This window comes from Streptomyces sp. NPDC014861, assembly GCF_043081625.1.
In the GTDB taxonomy this organism is placed as follows: Bacteria; Actinomycetota; Actinomycetes; order Streptomycetales; family Streptomycetaceae; genus Streptomyces.
Genome location: NZ_JBIBWV010000021.1, coordinates 92003 through 109203, shown reverse-complemented (window position 1 = coordinate 109203; position 17201 = coordinate 92003). Strand labels below are relative to the sequence as shown.

Genomic DNA, 17201 nt, shown 5'->3' with positions numbered 1-17201 from the left:
GTCGTCGGGTCGGTCATCGGGTGCGGCTCATGACCCGGCGGGGACGAGTACGCCCGCGCGGAGCAGTCGTTCGACGAAGGGGAGGCCGAGGTCGCCGGCGGTGTGCGTGCCGCCGGTGAGGATCCGTAGCGTCGGGGGCAGCTCCGCCTCCGAGAGGTCCAGCCACCCGACGCGGGTGGAGAGGCGACGGCCCACCAGCCTCGCCTCCAGCGCCTCCCGGAGCCGTACGGGCGAGTCGGGCGCGAGGCTGTCGAGCGCTGCGAGCTGAGCCAGGGGCCCCCGGGGCGCGGGTCGTGCCTGGCCGCGCCGGGCGCGGTGGAACAGGGGAGTGGGGTCGGCCTCGGCGAGCGCGGCGACAAGACGCCGGCGCACGAGGTCGACGTCGTCGCCCGGACCCTCGACGCCGAGGGGGAGGGACCCGCGCATCTCCACGTCCTCCCGCAGCAACGCCAGCGCGGCGTCGGCGAGTTGCCGTGCCAGCGCGTGCCGCGTCCAGGTGTGGACGCCGAGCGTGAGGTGGATGGACACCGTCCCCAGGGCTTCGGCGGCGTGCAGCCAGCCGCGCGGCAGATAGAGGACGTCGCCGGGTCCGAGCACGGTGTCGAGGTACGCCTCGCCCCGCGCGGCTTCGGCGACCGCGGCGCGGCGGGCGGTCCAGGGCTGGTCGCGCAGCGGAGCCGGGTGCACGGGTTCGTGGACGATCCAGCGCTTGGTCCCCGTGATCTGGAGGACGAAGACGTCGTGCACGTCGTAGTGGGCGTCGAAGCCGCGGTTCTGCGGCGGGGTGACATAGGCGTTGGCCTGTACGGGGTGGCCGAGTTCCGTACCGAGCCGCGCCGCGAAGTCCGTGACGGGTTGCCAGGTGCGCTGGAGCGCCTGAAGGACCAGGGTGCTGCCGCCGGCGAAGCTCCGCCACAGCGCGGTGTCGTCCACCTGGTCCGCGACCGACGCGCCGACTCCCCCCGGTGAGGTGTACGAGGACTCGGGGGCGGTGGCGCCGTCCTTGGCGACGCGGAGGAACGGCGTGCGCAGCCCGCGTCGGGAGACCAGCTCGTCCACGGCCGGTGCCGAGAAGAGGTCGGAGAAGTCACCGGTTCCTCGGGTGAGCAGCGGTGTCCGGCCCCAGACGCGCGCGGCGAACTCCTCGCGGCGGAGGCCGATCAGCCGTGTCTCCAGGACACGGCTGTCGGCATCCGCCGCCGTGTCCCGAAGCGCCCTGGGAACGGTGCTCAACCGCCGCCGCCGGCCTTGCCGGCCCCCGCGTCGGCCCCGCCATCGGCCCCGCCATCGGCCCCGCCGTCCGCTCCGCCGTCGGCTCCGCCGTCGCCACCGCCGTCCGCCCCGCCGTCGCCACCCCCGTCGGCCCCTCCGTCCGCTCCGCCATCGGCTCCGCCGTCGTGTACGCCGGGCGTGCCGGCCGCTCCGCCGTCCGCCGGCCCTTCGGCGCCGCTGTCCGCTCCTCCGTCGGCGCCGCCGTCCGCGCCGCCGTCGTGTACGCCGGGCAAGCCTTCCGCTCCGCCGTCCGCCGGCCCTTCCTGCTGCTTCGGGTCCTGCTCGGGGTGCGCCATATCTCCTCCTGGGAACGAGGACGATCGGTGAGGGAGGGGTCCGGTCGGACCTCCTCTCCACGCTCACCCACGTGCGTGGCACCGGCAACCGGAGGGAGGACAGGCGCGCGGTGCCGTAGACACGTCGTCGACATCGCCGCGACCGCACCGCGGCCGTGCCGAGGCCGGAACGGGCCGGAGGCGCCTCGTCAGGCCACGACCCCATGGACAGCGGCCCGAATCCTGCGAAATGTCCGTTTTCAGGTTCCGTCCTGGGGCAGGCGCGCTGTGGCGCGGCGGGAGGACGCCGGCGACGCGACGACGAGACGGACGCGGACGGCAACCACGGCACGACGAGGTCGACGAGGTCGACGAGGAGGCGTCATGAGAGCGCTCACCTGGCAGGGCAAGAGGGACGTACGGGTGGACACCGTGCCCGATCCGGTGATCCGCGACGGCGACGACGTCATCGTCAGGGTCACGACGACCGGCCTGTGCGGCTCCGACCTGCACCTCTACGAAGTCCTCGGCGCCTTCCTCGATCCCGGCGACATCCTGGGGCACGAGCCCATGGGCGTCGTCGAGGAGGTGGGGCCCGAGGTCACCGCCCTGAAGCCGGGGGACCGGGTGGTGGTCCCGTTCAACATCTCCTGCGGGTCGTGCTTCATGTGCGGGCAGGGGCTGCACTCCCAGTGCGAGACGACGCAGGTGCGGGAGCACGGCACGGGCGCCTCGCTCTTCGGGTACACGAAGCTCTACGGCCAGGTCCCCGGCGGGCAGGCCCAGTACCTGCGCGTTCCTTTCGGCAACACCCTGCCGGTCCCGGTTCCGGACGGGCCGCCCGACGACCGCTTCGTCTATCTCTCCGACGTCCTGCCCACGGCCTGGCAGGCGGTCGCGTACGCGGCCGTGCCGCCGGGCGGAAGCGTCGCGGTCCTCGGACTCGGGCCCATCGGTGACATGAGCTGCCGCATCGCCGCACACCGGGGCGCCGGCACGGTCATCGGCGTCGACCTCGTCCCCGAACGACTGGAGAGGGCACGTCGACGCGGCGTCCACGCCCTGGACCTCAAGGAGCGCGGCGACGACCTGTCCGAAGCCGTCCGGTCCCTCACCGGCGGGCGCGGCCCTGACGCCGTCATCGACGCCGTGGGCATGGAGGCCCACGGCAGCCGGGTCGCCGCGGCCGCCCAGAGCCTGACCACCCTGCTGCCGGACGCCCCGGCCGGAGCCCTGATGAAGCGCGCCGGAGTCGACCGGCTCGCGGCCCTCAGGACCGCCATCGACCTCGTCCGCCGCGGCGGCACCGTGTCCGTGTCCGGGGTGTACGGCGGCGCGGTCGATCCGCTGCCCCTGCTGACCATGTTCGACAAGCAGCTGACGCTGCGCATGGGCCAGGCCAACGTGCTGCGCTGGGTCGACGACATCCTGCCCCTGCTCACCGACGGGGACCCGCTGGGCGTCGACGACTTCGCCACCCACCGCCTGCCGCTCGAACAGGCTCCGGACGCGTACGCCATGTTCCAGAAGAAGCAGGACGGGGCCGTCAAGGTCCTCTTCTCGCCCTGACACCCGTCCCTGTCCGCCGCGACCCCCATTGGGCCCTGCGCCCGTGACCACGGAGGCGGCTCGCACGCGAGCCGGATCCGCGTCCGGAGAAGAGGTAGGCGATGTCCAGCACGGTTCTGACCCCGGTGGCGCTCCCCGGAGGCCTGTTCGCCCTCCCGAGCGTCTACCGGCCCCAGGCGGACACACGTCTGCTCGCCGCGGCCCTCGCACAGGAGGAGGTCGGGCCCCTCACGCACGTCCTGGAGATCGGCACCGGGACCGGGGCACTCGCCCTCCACGCCGCGCGGAGGGGCGCCGCCGCGGTCACGGCGGTCGACGTCTCCTGGCCCGCGGTGGTCACGGCACGGATGAACGCCCGGCTCCACCGCCTGCCGCTGCGCGTCCTGCACGGCGACTTCGCCGAGCGGACGCACGGGCGGAGCTTCGACCTGATCGTGACCAACCCCCCGTACGTTCCGGCCCCGGGGCCCCGGCCGCCCGCGCGGGGGCCGGAGCGGGCCTGGGACGCGGGTCCCGACGGACGCCTGGTGATCGACCGCGTCTGCGGGTCCGCCGGCGCCCTGCTTCGCCCCGGCGGCGTGCTCCTGATGGTGCACTCGGGCCTGTGCGGGGCGGAGGCGACCGTGGACCGGCTGACCCGCGAGGGCCTGTCCGCCGCGATCGCGGCGCGCGCGTCGGTCCCGTGGGGTCCGGTGCTCCGCTCGCGACGGGACTGGCTGGAGCGGCGGGGCCTGGCGGGCGCGGACGAGACGCGGGAGGAACTGGTGGTCATCCGTGCCCGCAACGCCTGACGCCACGCCGGACCGGGCTTCCGCGCGCCGGGTGTTCGTGGACCCCGAGGGACCCGTCGTCGTCGAGGGCCCCGTCGAGATCGTCCTCGCCGACGGGACGGTCGCCCGTTCCGACCGCTTCTCCGTCGCCGTCTGCACATGCCGGCGCAGTCGCACGTACCCCTGGTGCGACACCAGCCATCGCCGCCGCGAACGAGCCGACCGACCGAGGAAGCGCAGCGCCACCGAGAACGGCGGCGGTACCGAGAAGGGCAGCGGTACCGAGCAGGGCAGCCGCGCCGGGGAAAGGAAGCAGTGATGCCCCCTCCGAGCACGGGCCCGGCGGGCGCCGCCACGGCACCCCGCCCCGTGGTGAGCACGAGCCACGCGGTCGCCGCCGCGCCACCCCGACTCGCCGAGGAGCGGGGCGAGTTGTCCCGAGCCGTGACGCGGGCCCTGCGGACGGGCGGCGCGCCGTGCCGCGCCGACGAGGCCGTGTCGCGCGCCGACCCCTGGGGCGAGGACCTCCAGCTCGCCCTCTACCTCCTGTACGAGCTCCACTACCGCGGCTTCGACGGAGTGGACGACGCCCGCGAGTGGGACCCCGACCTCCTGCGGCTGCGCCGGGCGATGGAAGCGCGCTTCCTCGACGCCCTGCGCGCCGAACTGCCCGATGCGCCACGGACGGTGGCGGAAGCCTTCGCGCCCCTCCTCGTCGAGCCCGTGGACCTCACCGGCAGCCTCAGCCACCACCTGGCGACGCGAGGGGAGTTGTGGCAGCTGCGCGAGTACGCGGCTCTGCGCTCCCTCTACCACCTCAAGGAGGCCGACCCGCACGCCTGGGTGATCCCCCGGCTCACCGGACAGGCCAAGGCGTCCATGGTCGCCATCGAGTACGACGAGTTCGGCGCCGGCCGCGCCGACCGCGTCCACGCGCGGCTCTACGCGGACCTCATGGACGACCTCGGCCTCGACCGCGCCTACGGCCGGTACGTGGACCACGCCCCCGCCCCGCTCCTGGCGACCGTGAACCTGATGTCCTTTCTCGGGCTCCACCGCGCTCTGCGCGGCGCCCTCGTCGGCCACTTCGCCTGCGTCGAGATCACGTCGTCGCCCGGTTCCAGGCGCCTGGCCAAGGCCATGCGGCGATGCGGGGCGGGAGCCGCCGCCGAACGCTTCTACGCCGAGCACGTGGAGGCCGACGCCGTCCACGAACAGGTGGTGCGCCACGGCGTCGTCGACGGGCTCCTGGCCGACGAGCCCGCCCTGGAGGCCGACATCGCCTTCGGCTCTGCCGCGACCGCCCTGCTGGAGGACCGCCTCGCCACCCACCTCCGCGAGGCGTGGGACCGGGGAGCCAGCGCGCTGCGCCGGCCCCTGGAGCAGGAGAGGGCGTTCAGGCCGCCAGGGCCTCGGTGACGCCGGGATGGCAGTCGATGACGGCGTCCAGGCCGACGATGGTGATCGTGCGGTGCACGGCGGAGGAGGGTGAGGCCAGGCGCAGCCATCCGTCGGCTTCGGTCAGCTCCTGGTGGGCGGTGATCAGGATGTTGATCCCGCTGGAGTCCATGAAGGTGACCCGGGTGAAGTCGGCCACGATCCTGGGGCGCGGGCCCGAGACGTGGAGCGCGTCGCGGAGTGTGTCGCCGGTGACGTGGTCGATCTCGCCGGACAGGCTCACGACGCGGACGCCGTCGGGCGCGGAGGCGGTGGTGAAGTCCAGTCGTCCGGGCGTGGGACTTGGAAGGTTCGGGTTCTCTGCCGCTGCCATGGGGGAAGCCTGGCACACTCGCCGGGCGATGTGCAGCCCGCCCGGAGTCACGGATCGGCGGTCGCGCGGTGTGCCGTGTCTCACAGAGAGGTGGGGGCGTCATCCCTTGGACGCAGGGTAGGCGCCCTTCGGCGGCGAGGGGGGCCAGAGGCGGTCATGCACGAACCAGGTACAGCGACACGAGAAGTCTTCACGGCACCGTTGTCGCGCGTTTCGACGTCGTTCGACGGCAGCGGTGCCTCCATCGCCCAGGCACGTCGTCTCGCCGCCGACTTCCTCGCCGGCGTGCACGCGGCCCAGGTCCGGCACGTGGCGCCGGAGGCGGTCGAGCGGGCGCAGTTGGTGCTCAGCGAGCTGGTCACCAACGCGTGCAAGTACGCCCCGGGCCCCATCGCGACGGAGCTCCGGATCGTCGGCGAGCAGGTGGAGATCGTCGTCCGGGACTCCAACCCGGCCCTGCCCGTCGCCAGGGCCGCCGACGCGGGGCGCATCGGCGGGCACGGGCTGGAGATCGTCACGAGTGTCGCCGACAGCTTCGAATCCCGCGAGGAACCGGCGGGCAAAAGCATCACGGTGCGCGTGTCCCTGGCGGGTACCGACTAGCGGACACCGAGCCCGGCGGGGCCGCCGGCGGCCGGGCGGTGGGCCAGGAGGCGGCGGGGCCCGTCGTCGGCCGGGCGGTCGGCTAGTCGGTCTGTTCCTGGGGCGCCGGAGTCCCCGGGCCGGCGGCCGGGCGTCCGTCATCGGGCGCGTCGGCGGCCTCGTGCGGATCGTCGGTGCTGCGGTCCCCGTGCGGATCGTCGGTGGTGCGGTCCCCGGGGGGTGCGTCGGCCCCTGACGGCTTCTCGGACGGGGGGTTCCCGCGCCGGGCGACCTGGATGTCGGGGGCTTCCTGGTCCGGCGGGGGCAGGTCGGGGGTGACGGGGTTCGGTGTGGCCGGTACCGGGTCGGGGAGCTCCGGCTCCACGGTGCTGTCCATCGGATTCTCCTTGTTCGATTCCCGCGGGCTCCCCCTCGGCTGCCCTCTTCCACGGCTCGCATGCCTGAGTCCGGTCCCAGCGGTGGCACCGGGTGCCGGGCCATGGCGTCCCGGCCTCACGCCCGTCGGCGGCGATGACGATCCGAGGCGGGTGACCGGCGGGCGGCAGGGTAGGCGCCGACCGTGAACGTCTCGGCGAGCGGAGGAAGGTGAGCAGCGAGATGAGCGCCGTGGGAGACCGTTTCGGTCACGACAGCGAGGCGCCGGTGGGTGAGCTGGTGTCGCGGGCGTCGCAGCAGATCTCGGAGCTGGTCCGGGAGGAGATGCGACTGGCCCGCGCGGAGATGACCCAGAAGGGCAAGCGCTACGGGAGGGGCGGCGGCCTGTTCGGGGGCGCCGGACTGGTCGGTGTCCTGGCCGCCCAGGCCTTGGTCGCCGCCGCCATCGCGGTCCTGGCCCTGTTCCTCCCGCTGTGGGCGTCGGCCCTGATCATCGCCGCCGCTCTGGCGGCGGTCGCCGCGGTGCTGGTCGCGGCCGGCAGGAAGCAGATCGCCCGGGCCGGGAGTCCCGCGCCGGAGAAGACCATCGACAGCGTCAAGGCCGATGTGGCCGAGATCAAGGAGAGGGCACACCGATGAGCCATCAGTCCCAGGACAACGTACCCGCGGCGACCCCGGAGCAGTTGCGCGAGCAGGTGGAGCACACCCGTGAGCAGCTCGGCCGGACCGTGGAGGCGCTGGCGGGCAAGGCCGACATCAAGGGGCAGACCAAGGCCAAGGCGGCGGAGGTCAAGGAGCAGGCCGTCGAGCAGGCGGCGCTGCTGACAGGACGGCTTCGGGACACGTCGTCCCAGGCCGCCGAGCTGATCAAGGACAAGACCCCGGACCCGGTGGTGGAGCAGGTGACGCACGCGGCGGCGCAGGCCCGTGACGGCGCCGCCCACGTCGGCCGGATGGTCGCGGAGAACACCCCCGACCCCGTGCGCCGTAAGGCGGCGTCGGTGGGTGCCGCCGCGCGGGCCGGCCGCGGTCCGCTGCTGGCGGTCGCCGCGCTGGCCGTCCTCCTCGTCCTGCGCCGGAACCGGAGGCGCAAGTGAAGGCCTCCAAGGTCGCCTACAAGCCCGTCGGACTCGTCCTCGGCACCGTCAGCGGCATGGCCGCGGGCCTGGCGTTCAAGCAGGCGTGGAAACTGATCAGCGACGAGGACGACGCACCGGACGCCACCGACGAGCACCGCACCTGGCGGGAGGTGCTGGTCGCCGCGGCCCTGCAGGGCGCGATCTTCGCCCTCGTCAAGGCCGCCGTCGACCGGGCGGGAGCGGCCACCACCCGCCGTCTGACCGGCACCTGGCCCGGCTGATCCGACGGCCCGGACGCCCTGCGCGCACCGGTACGGCGGAGGACCAGGCCCGGGGGCCTGGTCCTCGGCGGAAGGGAATCGGGGCCGCGGTCACCGGTGACGGCAGTCCCAGTGGCCCTTCACCCAGTGGTGGTCCCAGTGGGCGGGGACGTAGACCCACTTGTACGAGCGGTCGTGGCTCCAGTAGCCCTTGTGCCAGTCACCCTGCTTGTCGTGATGGCCGGGGTGCCACGTCTTGTGGTGGACCCGCTTCTTCTCCCAGTGGCCCTTCACCCACTTCTTCTCCCAGTGCCCCTTCTTCCACTCGCACCGGTCGTGACGGTCGTGGTGGTCACCGGCCACGACGGTCGAGACGGATGTGGGCGCGGGTGCCGCGGTGGCCGTGCCGGACATGCCGAGCGCGGCGCCGCCTGCCAGCAGTCCCGTCGCCGCGGCACTCGCCACCAGACGACGGGCGCGCATGGACGCGGTCATCGGACGCACCTCCCTCGATGGATCGACTCGTGTGAGCACGTCGGGCTCGGCCGTGCGGTTCGGACGGCCGCCTCGTCGTGCGGGGTCATGAGGGATTCGGAGCCGACCCGCCGGCGGATGAGACCGGCGGCGGAATTCCTCGCCGCCCGGGGCGCCCGGGTCCGGTCCGTCATCCGGGCGCGCGGCGGCTACGAATCCCTCACGCAGGAAGAACGCAGCGGAACCCCGGCCCTCAGGGAGCGGTCATGACTCTCACAGCGTCACCCTCGACGTCCAGCCGGACACGCCTCGTCGTCGCCCTGCCCTGGGGACCGCGGAGCCCCGCCGCCGCCCGCCGCATCGCGGCCGGCTGGCTGGAGGCGGGCGACTGCGCTCGAACGGCCGACGCGGTCCTGATCGTGTCCGAGCTCGTCACGAACGTGGTCCGCCACACCCGGGGCCCCTGCCTCCTGACCCTGTCCGAGCACGACGGGTGCCTGGACATCGCGGTCACCGACCACAGCGAGGAGATGCCCGATCTCCACGGGTCCGGGCATGGTGACCAGCGGGGCGGGTTCGGCCTGGAGATCATGCGCCGGCTGGGCGACTCCGTCAGGGTGGTTCCCCGCATCGGCGGCAAGACCGTGCGTGTCGCGCTGGGGACACCGGTACCGGCCCGGGCGGCGGTCCGGATGCCCGTCGGCGCACCGGTCCGCGTGCCCGCCCACGACGGGCCGAGGCCGCCCTGAGGGTCCCCGCCGGGACCCGGAGGACTCACCCGGCCGGCCCGGCCACACGGCGCGACCTCGCCGAAGGCGGCAGAGTCGAACAGGTCGCGTCGGCCGCGCGGGGCGACCGACCACCAGAGCCATGACGATGGGGGACGACCGTTGCCACACCCGTCCGCACCGCACGCCCACGTCGACGCGCTCCTGCTCCGGGCGGCCGACGGCGACCGCGAGGCGTTCGCCGGCGTCTACGACGCACTGGCCCAGACGGTGATGGGGCTCGCCTGCCGGATCCTGCGGGACGCCAGCCAGGCGGAGGAGGTGACCCAGGACGTCATGATCGAGGTGTGGCGGACGGCGGACCGCTTCCGGCCCGACCTGGGAACGGCGAAGGCGTGGGTGCTGACCCTCACCCACCGGCGCGCCGTGGACCGGGTGCGGACCGTCCAGGCGAGCAAGGACCGCGAGGTCCGGGCGGGGATGCTGTCGCCGGACCGGGACTTCGACCAGGTCGCCGAGGCGGTCGAGGACAGCGACGAACGGCGCCGTGTCCACCACTGCCTGGAGACGCTCGAACGCCCCCAGCGGGTGCCCCTGGTGCTCGCCTACTACCAGGGCATGACCTGCCTGGAGGTGGCGCGCGCGCTGTCCACCCCCGAGGGGACGGTGAAGTCCCGCATGCGCAAGGGCCTCGAACAGCTCCGTGCGTGCCTGGAGGCCGGATCATGACCACCCCGGAGGAAGAGCAGCACCTCGGCGCCGCGGCGTACGTCCTGCACGCGCTGCCGCCCGCCGAGGAGGCCGCCTTCGAGAACCACCTCGCCGGCTGCGCGGCCTGCCGCCGGGAGGTCGCCGAGTTCGAGGAGACCACCGCGCGCCTCGCGTCCGCCGAGTCCGCCCCGGTCCCCGAGGACCTGCGGGCGCGCGTCCTGGAGCAGGTCTCCCGCACACCGCGGGCCCCGGGCCGGCACCCCGCCCGCTCCCGGGGCGGGACGGGCCTGCGCCTCGCGCTCGCCGCGAGCGTCGCCGCCGCGGTCGTGCTCGGTGCCGTCGCCGCCCGCGAGCACGCGGAGGCCGAGGAGGCGCGCGCCCAGGCGGCGCAGGCCCAGGAGGAGGCGCGTACCGCCGGGGGAGCCTTCGCGGACGTCCTCACCGCCCCCGACGCCACCGTGCACACCGGTGAACTCACCGACGGCGCCAAGGCGGCCGTCGTCGTCTCGCGCGAGCAGGCGGAGGCCGCGTTCACCGCCCGGGGCCTCCCGCCGCTCCCCGGCGACAGGACGTACGAACTCTGGTACGCCGGCCCGGGCGGCGACCTGCGCCCCGCGGGGCTCCTGGAGGACTCCGGCGACCGGGTGACACAGGTCCTCGACGCCCCCCTGGACGACGCGGTCGCCGTCGGCATCACCGTCGAACCCGCCGGCGGCTCCGCCCAGCCGACGACCGAACCGCTCGGCATCATCTCCCTCGGCGCCTGAGCCGACGGGCGGCGTACGGCCCCCGGGCCGTCCCCGCCGGCCGGGAGGCGTACGCGGCAGGTCACCGGCCCTTCGCCGGTGGACCCGCCCTCCTCGCCCGCCTTCCTCACCCGCCGTCCCGGGCCGTCGTGCGGGTGGTGTAACCCTTGACGTGCCGAGCGTGTGATCATCCAGTAATCCCGGCTGCCTACCGTCGTCGGCGTGGGGATCACCCGCGGGAGGACGAGGGAAGGGGTTCCGGTGGCGGCGGCGGAAACGGGGGACGGGTCCGTCCGTACGGCGTGCTCGTACTGCGGGGTCGGCTGCGGCATCGTCCTCGACATCGAGCGGGACGGGACGACCGGGCGCCGGAGGGCCGTCAAGGCGACCGGCGACAAGGCGCACCCCGCGAACTCCGGGCGGCTGTGCACGAAGGGGGCGACCAGCGCCGACATGATGGCCGCGCCCGGACGGGCCGCCATGGCCCTGGTGCGGGCCGAGCGGGGCGGCGCGCCGGTCGAGACGGACGTCGACGCCGCGGTCGCGGAGGTGGCGGGGCGGCTGCGGGCGATCCTGGACGAGCACGGGCCGGACGCGCTCTCGTTCTACGTCTCCGGGCAGATGTCCCTGGAGGCGCAGTACCTGGCGAACAAGCTGGCCAAGGGGTTCGTGCGGACGAACCAGATCGAGTCGAACTCCCGGCTCTGCATGGCCTCCGCGGGCACCGGCTACAAGCTGTCGCTGGGCGCCGACGGGCCGCCCGGCTCCTACCAGGACTTCGACCACGCCGACGTCTTCCTCGTGATCGGCTCCAACATGGCCGACTGCCACCCGATCCTCTTCCTGCGGATGATGGAGCGGGTGAAGGCGGCCGGGGCGAGGCTGATCGTCGTCGACCCGAGGCGCAACGCCACCGCCGACAAGGCCGACCTCTTCCTCCGGATCAGGCCCGGCACCGACCTCGCCCTGCTCAACGGCCTGCTGCACCTGCTCGTCGAGAACGGGCACGTGGACGAGGAGTTCGTCGCCGAGCACACCGAGGGGTGGGAGGAGACGGCCGCCCTCCTCGCCGACCACCCGCCCGCCCGGGTCGCCGAGGTCACCGGCATACCCGAGGAGGACATCCGGCGGGCCGCCCGGTGGATCGGGGAGGCCGGCGCGTGGATGAGCTGCTGGACGATGGGGCTCAACCAGTCCACGCACGGCACGTGGAACACCAACGCGCTGGTCAACCTGCACCTCGCGACGGGGGCGATCTGCCGGCCCGGCTCCGGGCCGTTCTCGCTGACCGGCCAGCCCAACGCCATGGGCGGGCGCGAGATGGGCTACATGGGGCCCGGACTGCCGGGCCAGCGGTCGGTGCTCGTCGACGCCGACCGCTCCTTCACCGAGGAGCTGTGGGGCATCCCCGAGGGATCGCTGCGCACCGACGCCGGACGCGGCACCGTCGACATGTTCGAGCGGATGGCGGCCGGCGAGATCAAGGCGTGCTGGATCATCTGCACCAACCCGGTCGCCTCCGTCGCCAACCGCAGGACCGTCATCGCCGCCCTGGAGGCCGCCGAACTCGTCGTCACCCAGGACGTGTTCACCGAGACCGAGACCAACGGGTACGCCGACGTCGTGCTGCCCGCCACGCTGTGGGCGGAGTCCGACGGCGTACAGGTCAACTCGGAGCGGAACCTCACCCTGGTCAGGGGCGTCGTCGACGCGCCCGGCCAGGCCCTGCCCGACTGGGAGCTCATCGCCCGCGTGGCCCGCGCGATGGGCTTCGCCGAGGCGTTCGCGTACGCCTCCGCCGAGGAGGTCTTCGAGGAGCTGAAGCGGGCGTGGAACCCGCAGACCGGCTGGGACCTGCGCGGCGTCTCGTACGAGCGGCTGCGCGACACCCCCGTGCAGTGGCCGGCCCCGACGGCCGACGGTCCCGACCGCAACCCGATCCGCTACCTCAACGACGGCGTCAGCCAGACCCTCCTGGAGCGCCCGGACGGCAGCCGGCCCCGCCTCGCCTTCCCGACCCCGAGCGGCCGGGCCCGCTTCTTCGCCCGGCCGCACCTGCCCGCCGCCGAACTCCCCGACGACGACTACCCCTTCGTCCTCAACACCGGACGCCTCCAGCACCAGTGGCACACCCTGACCAAGACCGGGAAGGTCGCCAAGCTGACGCGACTGAACCCCGGCCCCTTCGTCGAGGTCCACCCCGAGGACGCCCGCGCGCTCGGGGCCGCCGGGGGCGACCACCTGGAGATCGCCTCCCGGCGCGGGCGGGCCGTCCTCCCCGTCGTCGTCACCGACCGCGTACGGCCCGGGGAGTGCTTCGCCCCCTTCCACTGGAACGACCTCTTCGGCGAGTACCTCAGCATCAACGCCGTGACCAACGACGCCGTCGACCCGCTCTCCTTCCAGCCCGAGTTCAAGGCGTGCGCGGTGTCCCTGACGAGGACGACCGCGCCCGTGCCGCCCGTCGGGGCCGGAGACCCGGCCGAAGCGGGGAGACCGGAGGCCGGGACGGACACCGCGTACCCCGCCGCCCCGCGCACCGCCACCGCGGACCCCGTCGTCGCGGGCGAGCCGGTCCGCTTCCTCGCCGCGCTGCTCGGCGTCGCCGACCTCGCGCCCCCGGCCCTCACCGAGCCGGAGCGCGACTATCTCGCCGGCTACGTGGCCGGACTGTCGAGCGCGCCGGCCGACGGGCGGGTGCCGGTCCTGCCCGCCTCCGCTCCCGTCGCCCCCGCCCACGGCCTCTGGGTGAACGGCGTCCTCGCCGGCCTGTTCTCCCGCGCGGACGCCCCCGCACGCCCCCCGGCGCCCGCGCCGGGACCGGCGGACGCCGACGGACCCGAGGGCCCGTACCCGACCCGGCGGCTCCTCGTCCTCTGGGCCTCCCAGACGGGAACCGCCGAGGAGTTCGCCGCCACCGTCGCCGCCCGCTGCTCCGCGGCCGGCCGCGACGCGGCCCTCCTCCCCATGGGCGACGTGGCCCCCGCCGACATCGGTGCCGACACGGATCTGGTGGTGGTGACCAGTACGTTCGGGGACGGCGACGCGCCGGACGACGCCGCCGCGTTCTGGCAGGCCCTCAGCTCTCCCGGCGCGGCCAGGCTGGACGGGGTGCGGTTCTCCGTGCTCGCCTTCGGCGACTCGAACTACGACGACTTCTGCGGGTACGGCCGCCGCGTGGACGAGCGGCTGGCCGAACTCGGCGCGGGCCGCCTGCACCCCCGTACCGACTGCGAACCCGACCACGAGGAGCGCTCCGCCGCCTGGCTCGAAGCGGTCCTGCCGCTGCTCGCCGCCCCCGCCCCCGCGTCCACGCCTGTGCCCGCTCAGGCCGCCGCTCCGGGGAAGCCCGTGCAGTCCCCCGCGCCGGCCGCCGCGCCCGTGACGTACTCCAAGGCGTCGCCGTTCCCGACGCTCCTCGTCGGGAACCGGCTCCTGAGCCTGCCCGGCTCGCAGAAGGAGGTGCGGCAGTTCGCCTTCGACACCCGCGGCGGCGAACTCGCCCACGAGGCGGGCGACGCCCTCGGGGTGTGGCCCGCCAACAGCGCCGGACTCGTCACCGAGTGGCTGGCCCTCACCGGCCTCGACCCCTCCGAGCCGGTCCCCGTCGGCGACGGGGGCCCGCTGCCGCTGGCCGAGGCGCTGCGGACCCGCCTCGACATCACGCGGATCACGCCGGACCTGCTCCGCTTCGTCGCCGAGCGCTCCGGCAGCCAGGAGCTGAGGCGGCTGCTGCGCCCCGGGAACAAGGACGAGCTCGCGAAGCGGAGCTGGGGCCTCCAGGCCGCCGACCTGATCGGCGCCCACCCGGCACGCGCCTCCGCCGCCGAGTGGGCGGGCGTCCTCAGACGCCTCCAGCCCCGGCTGTACTCGATCTCCTCCAGCCCCCTCGCCCACCCGGGGGAGGTGCGGCTCACCGTCTCCGTCGTCCGCTACTCCAACGACCGGGGCCGGGACCGCACCGGCGTCTGCTCCGCCTACCTCGCCGACCACGCCGACGACGGCCCGGTGCAGGTCTTCGTCCAGCGCTCCGCGCACTTCCGCCCGCCGGCCGACCCCGCCGCACCCCTGATCATGGTCGGGCCGGGGACGGGCGTGGCGCCGTTCGTCGGCTTCCTGGAGGACCGGCGGGCCCGCGGCCACACCGGACGCAACTGGCTCTTCTTCGGCGAGCAGCGCGAGGCGACCGACTTCTACTACCGCGAGGAGCTGGAGGCCCACCGGGCGAGCGGCCTGCTCGACCGGCTCGACACCGCCTTCTCGCGCGACCAGCGCGCCAAGATCTACGTCCAGGACCGCATGCGCGAACACGGGGCCGCCCTCTGGTCCTGGCTCCGGGACGGCGCCCACGTCGCCGTCTGCGGTGACGCGGCCCGCATGGCGAAGGACGTCGACCGGACGCTCCGGGAGATCGTCGCCCGCCACGGCCGGATGGGCGAGGAGGAGGCGGACGCGTACGTCGGGCGGATGGCGGCGGAGAAACGGTACGTCCGCGACGTCTACTGACCGCGGCCCCTTCGTGCCGGACGAGGCCGTGGCCTACAGTGCGGGTGTGCCGTCGTACAGCATGGGGCAGGCCGCGCAGCTGCTCGGAGTGAGTTCGGAGACCGTTCGCCGGTGGGCGGACGGCGGCAAGCTGGCCATGGTGCGCGACGGGGCCGGCCGACGGGTGATCGAGGGGGTGGACCTGGCCGCCTTCGCCCAGGAGCGGGGGGCCGGGCTGCACGCCGTGCCGGAGGACGACGTGCCGACCTCGGTGCGGAACTCCTTCGTCGGGATCGTCACCGGCGTGCGCGTCGACGACGTGGCCGCCCAGGTGGAGGTGCAGTCGGGGCCGCACCGGCTGGTGTCCCTGGTGACCCGCGAGGCCGTCGAGGAGCTGGCGCTCGACGTCGGCGTCACGGTGACGGCCCGCGTCAAGTCGACCAGCGTCCACATCGACCTGCCCTGAGGGCCGCCGGCGTCAGCGGCTCAGGAGCGCGGCGCGCAGGTCCACCCGGTCGTCGAGGCGGGACAGGTCGCGGCCGGTGAGGCGCTCGATGCGTTCGACGCGGTAGTGGACCGTGTTGATGTGCACGTGGAGGGCCTCGGCGGTCCGGGTCCAGGAGCAGTCGTGCGCCAGGAAGACCTCCAGGGTCTCCAGGAGCATGGCGCCCGACCCCCGGCCGGCCTTCGCCAGGGGGCCCAGGACGGTCTCGCGGTAGACCTCGCGCACGGAGGCGGGGACGCCGGCGAGGAGCAGGGCCAGCCCGCCGAGGTCACGCAGCCGGGCGACCCGCGGTGACGCCGGGGCCCCGGCGCGGGCCCCGGCGAGGGCGTAGCGGGCCTGGGTGAGTCCGGTGCGCAGGGCGGACGCGTCGACCGGGTCGCTCAGTCCGATGTGCCAGGTGCTCCCCGGCCGGCACGCCTCGATCAGCCCCGCGATCCCGCGCAGGTGCTCGGCCACGGCCTCGGCCGCGTCCCCTTCGCTCGCGAGGACGGCCGTCGCCGCGTCGTCGTCGCCCACGGCGACGGCGAACGTCGCGGACGGCAGGTGCCGGAGGGCCTCGGTCAGCGCGGCGACGCCGTCGGCGCCCGCGTTCCCGTTCGGTTCGAGAGCGGCGGCGACGACCGTGTAGGAGGGCCGGCTGTCCAGTCCGCAGGAGGCCAGGGCGCGCCGGAGCCGGCCGGTGTCGGCGCGCGGCGTGGCGACGGCCTCCATCAGCTCGGTGGCGGCCGGGCCGTGTTCGGCCCGCTTCCCGTCCTCGCGGCGCCGGTGGCGTCCGAGGAGTCCGGCTATCTCCTGGAGCACCCGCGGCGGGACCTGGCCCTCCTCGGGCAGGTGCAGGTACCAGGTGTCGAAGTCGGTGCCCTCGGCGTCGATCCGCAGCGTGGTGCCCCGCGTGCCGGCCAGTGCCGCCATGGCCTCCCGGGCGGGGAGCTCCGGGGCGTCGCCGGTGCGGGCGACGGTCCGGCCCGCGGCGGTGAGGAGACGGCAGGCGGGAGTGCCGAGGTGGGCGAAGGCCCGGTCGAGGAGTTCGCCGACGGTCGCGCCGTGCTCCAGCGCGTGGTCGAGGTCCAGCCGGACGTTCTCCGGCAGGGCGTGGTGGGCGGGGTGGCGGTTGAGCTCGCCCCACTGCCGCAGGTAGACGGCCTCGGTGATGGCCCGGAAGCTGGTGTGCGGGGGCACGGCGATCAGCGGGACGCGGTGTCTGCGGCAGGCGTCGGCGAGTTCGCCGGGGACGTGGCCGTGGGTCTCCTCGCCGGCCAGCAGTGCCACGGCCCCCGCCCGGCGCAGGGCGGAGACGAAGCGGTCGGTCCTGGCCGCGGCTCCGTCGCGGCTCCACCAGACGAGTCCGCTCAGGACGACCTCGCCCGGCTGGAGGAAGCGCGCCGGGTCCTCCAGGTCGGTCGCGGTGACCCCGGCGATCTCGTGGCCGAGCAGCGTCTCGTCGCCCCAGACGAGGGAGAGGTCCAGGCGGTCGAGTCGGAGGAGGTGGTCGACGTGCATGCGGTGCTCCTTGCGCGGTCGCGGGCCGGACCCGCGCTTTCACATTCACCAGGCGGATGCGAGTTGTTGCATCGTAAA

At 74.5% G+C, this 17201-nt stretch carries 19 protein-coding genes; 13 read left to right on the top strand and 6 right to left on the bottom strand.

The features are described 5' to 3' along the window. Positions 1 to 27: 27 nt before the first annotated feature. On the bottom strand, positions 28 to 1233 hold the full coding sequence (locus ACF1BN_RS29950) for a cupin domain-containing protein (RefSeq protein ID WP_392334725.1): 1206 nt from the start codon (positions 1231 to 1233) through the stop codon (positions 28 to 30). Beyond that, positions 1230 to 1568 (bottom strand): BatC protein, encoded by a 339-nt coding sequence (locus ACF1BN_RS29945; protein WP_392334724.1) that lies wholly within the window; start codon positions 1566 to 1568, stop codon positions 1230 to 1232. Before ACF1BN_RS29945 ends, ACF1BN_RS29950 begins: the two co-directional genes overlap by 4 nt. A gap of 363 nt (positions 1569 to 1931) precedes the next feature. Between ACF1BN_RS29945 and ACF1BN_RS29940 the strand changes: the two genes are divergently transcribed. The 4 genes from ACF1BN_RS29940 to ACF1BN_RS29925 all read left to right on the top strand — a co-directional run bounded on the left by ACF1BN_RS29940 (position 1932) and on the right by ACF1BN_RS29925 (position 5305). Further along, complete coding sequence (locus ACF1BN_RS29940; protein WP_392334723.1) at positions 1932 to 3116, top strand: alcohol dehydrogenase catalytic domain-containing protein; 1185 nt, start codon at positions 1932 to 1934, stop codon at positions 3114 to 3116. A 101-nt stretch (positions 3117 to 3217) separates the two neighbouring features. Next, entirely contained in the window at positions 3218 to 3907 is a 690-nt protein-coding gene (locus ACF1BN_RS29935) for a HemK2/MTQ2 family protein methyltransferase (RefSeq protein WP_392334722.1), read from the top strand. A 31-nt stretch (positions 3908 to 3938) separates the two neighbouring features. Continuing rightward, on the top strand, positions 3939 to 4205 hold the full coding sequence (locus tag ACF1BN_RS29930) for a CDGSH iron-sulfur domain-containing protein (RefSeq protein ID WP_392334748.1): 267 nt from the start codon (positions 3939 to 3941) through the stop codon (positions 4203 to 4205). After that, a complete protein-coding gene (locus tag ACF1BN_RS29925) occupies positions 4205 to 5305 on the top strand; it encodes an iron-containing redox enzyme family protein (protein ID WP_392334721.1) in 1101 nt (366 codons plus the stop codon). Before ACF1BN_RS29930 ends, ACF1BN_RS29925 begins: the two co-directional genes overlap by 1 nt. Here the strand turns inward: ACF1BN_RS29925 and ACF1BN_RS29920 are convergent. Further along, the gene (locus ACF1BN_RS29920) at positions 5283 to 5657 is read right to left on the bottom strand and encodes an STAS domain-containing protein (RefSeq protein ID WP_392334720.1); all 375 of its coding nucleotides are present in this window, start codon (positions 5655 to 5657) and stop codon (positions 5283 to 5285) included. The genes ACF1BN_RS29925 and ACF1BN_RS29920 overlap by 23 nt on opposite strands. Before the next feature lie 201 nt (positions 5658 to 5858). Here ACF1BN_RS29920 and ACF1BN_RS29915 point away from each other — a divergent pair, with 201 nt between their 5' ends. Next, complete coding sequence (locus tag ACF1BN_RS29915) at positions 5859 to 6260, top strand: ATP-binding protein (RefSeq protein ID WP_392334719.1); 402 nt, start codon at positions 5859 to 5861, stop codon at positions 6258 to 6260. An 82-nt stretch (positions 6261 to 6342) separates the two neighbouring features. On the opposite strand, the gene ACF1BN_RS29910 is transcribed toward ACF1BN_RS29915, so the two are convergent. Further along, positions 6343 to 6636, bottom strand: a complete 294-nt coding sequence (locus ACF1BN_RS29910) for a hypothetical protein (RefSeq protein WP_392334718.1) — start codon at positions 6634 to 6636, stop codon at positions 6343 to 6345. Between the two features lie 221 nt (positions 6637 to 6857). Between ACF1BN_RS29910 and ACF1BN_RS29905 the strand changes: the two genes are divergently transcribed. From ACF1BN_RS29905 to ACF1BN_RS29895, 3 genes are read left to right on the top strand one after another with little or no spacing between them, the layout of a single operon-like run. Further along, positions 6858 to 7274 (top strand): phage holin family protein, encoded by a 417-nt coding sequence (locus tag ACF1BN_RS29905; protein ID WP_392334717.1) that lies wholly within the window; start codon positions 6858 to 6860, stop codon positions 7272 to 7274. After that, positions 7271 to 7732: a DUF3618 domain-containing protein gene (locus ACF1BN_RS29900; RefSeq protein WP_392334716.1), complete on the top strand. Its 462-nt coding sequence runs from the start codon at positions 7271 to 7273 to the stop codon at positions 7730 to 7732. Before ACF1BN_RS29905 ends, ACF1BN_RS29900 begins: the two co-directional genes overlap by 4 nt. Further along, on the top strand, positions 7729 to 7995 hold the full coding sequence (locus ACF1BN_RS29895) for a DUF4235 domain-containing protein (RefSeq protein ID WP_392334715.1): 267 nt from the start codon (positions 7729 to 7731) through the stop codon (positions 7993 to 7995). The genes ACF1BN_RS29900 and ACF1BN_RS29895 overlap by 4 nt, the downstream gene beginning before the upstream one ends. Positions 7996 to 8085: 90 nt before the next feature. On the opposite strand, the gene ACF1BN_RS29890 is transcribed toward ACF1BN_RS29895, so the two are convergent. Further along, entirely contained in the window at positions 8086 to 8469 is a 384-nt protein-coding gene (locus tag ACF1BN_RS29890) for a hypothetical protein (RefSeq protein ID WP_392334714.1), read from the bottom strand. Between the two features lie 245 nt (positions 8470 to 8714). Here ACF1BN_RS29890 and ACF1BN_RS29885 point away from each other — a divergent pair, with 245 nt between their 5' ends. The 5 genes from ACF1BN_RS29885 (at position 8715) to ACF1BN_RS29865 (ending at position 15584) form a co-directional block, all read left to right on the top strand. After that, positions 8715 to 9197 carry an ATP-binding protein gene (locus ACF1BN_RS29885; RefSeq protein WP_392334713.1) on the top strand — a complete coding sequence of 161 codons (483 nt, stop codon included), beginning with the start codon at positions 8715 to 8717 and terminating at the stop codon, positions 9195 to 9197. 141 nt (positions 9198 to 9338) lie between these two features. After that, a complete protein-coding gene (gene sigK, locus ACF1BN_RS29880; RefSeq protein WP_392334712.1) occupies positions 9339 to 9905 on the top strand; it encodes an ECF RNA polymerase sigma factor SigK in 567 nt (188 codons plus the stop codon). After that, on the top strand, positions 9902 to 10654 hold the full coding sequence (locus tag ACF1BN_RS29875; protein WP_392334711.1) for an anti-sigma factor domain-containing protein: 753 nt from the start codon (positions 9902 to 9904) through the stop codon (positions 10652 to 10654). The genes sigK and ACF1BN_RS29875 overlap by 4 nt, the downstream gene beginning before the upstream one ends. 240 nt (positions 10655 to 10894) lie before the next feature. Further along, the gene (locus ACF1BN_RS29870; protein ID WP_392334710.1) at positions 10895 to 15139 is read left to right on the top strand and encodes a molybdopterin-dependent oxidoreductase; all 4245 of its coding nucleotides are present in this window, start codon (positions 10895 to 10897) and stop codon (positions 15137 to 15139) included. Positions 15140 to 15185: 46 nt separating this feature from the next. After that, a complete protein-coding gene (locus ACF1BN_RS29865) occupies positions 15186 to 15584 on the top strand; it encodes a molybdopterin-binding protein (protein WP_392334709.1) in 399 nt (132 codons plus the stop codon). A 12-nt stretch (positions 15585 to 15596) separates the two neighbouring features. Here the strand turns inward: ACF1BN_RS29865 and ACF1BN_RS29860 are convergent, their stop codons facing one another. Further along, positions 15597 to 17123 (bottom strand): PucR family transcriptional regulator, encoded by a 1527-nt coding sequence (locus tag ACF1BN_RS29860; RefSeq protein WP_392334708.1) that lies wholly within the window; start codon positions 17121 to 17123, stop codon positions 15597 to 15599. Positions 17124 to 17201 lie beyond the last annotated feature (78 nt).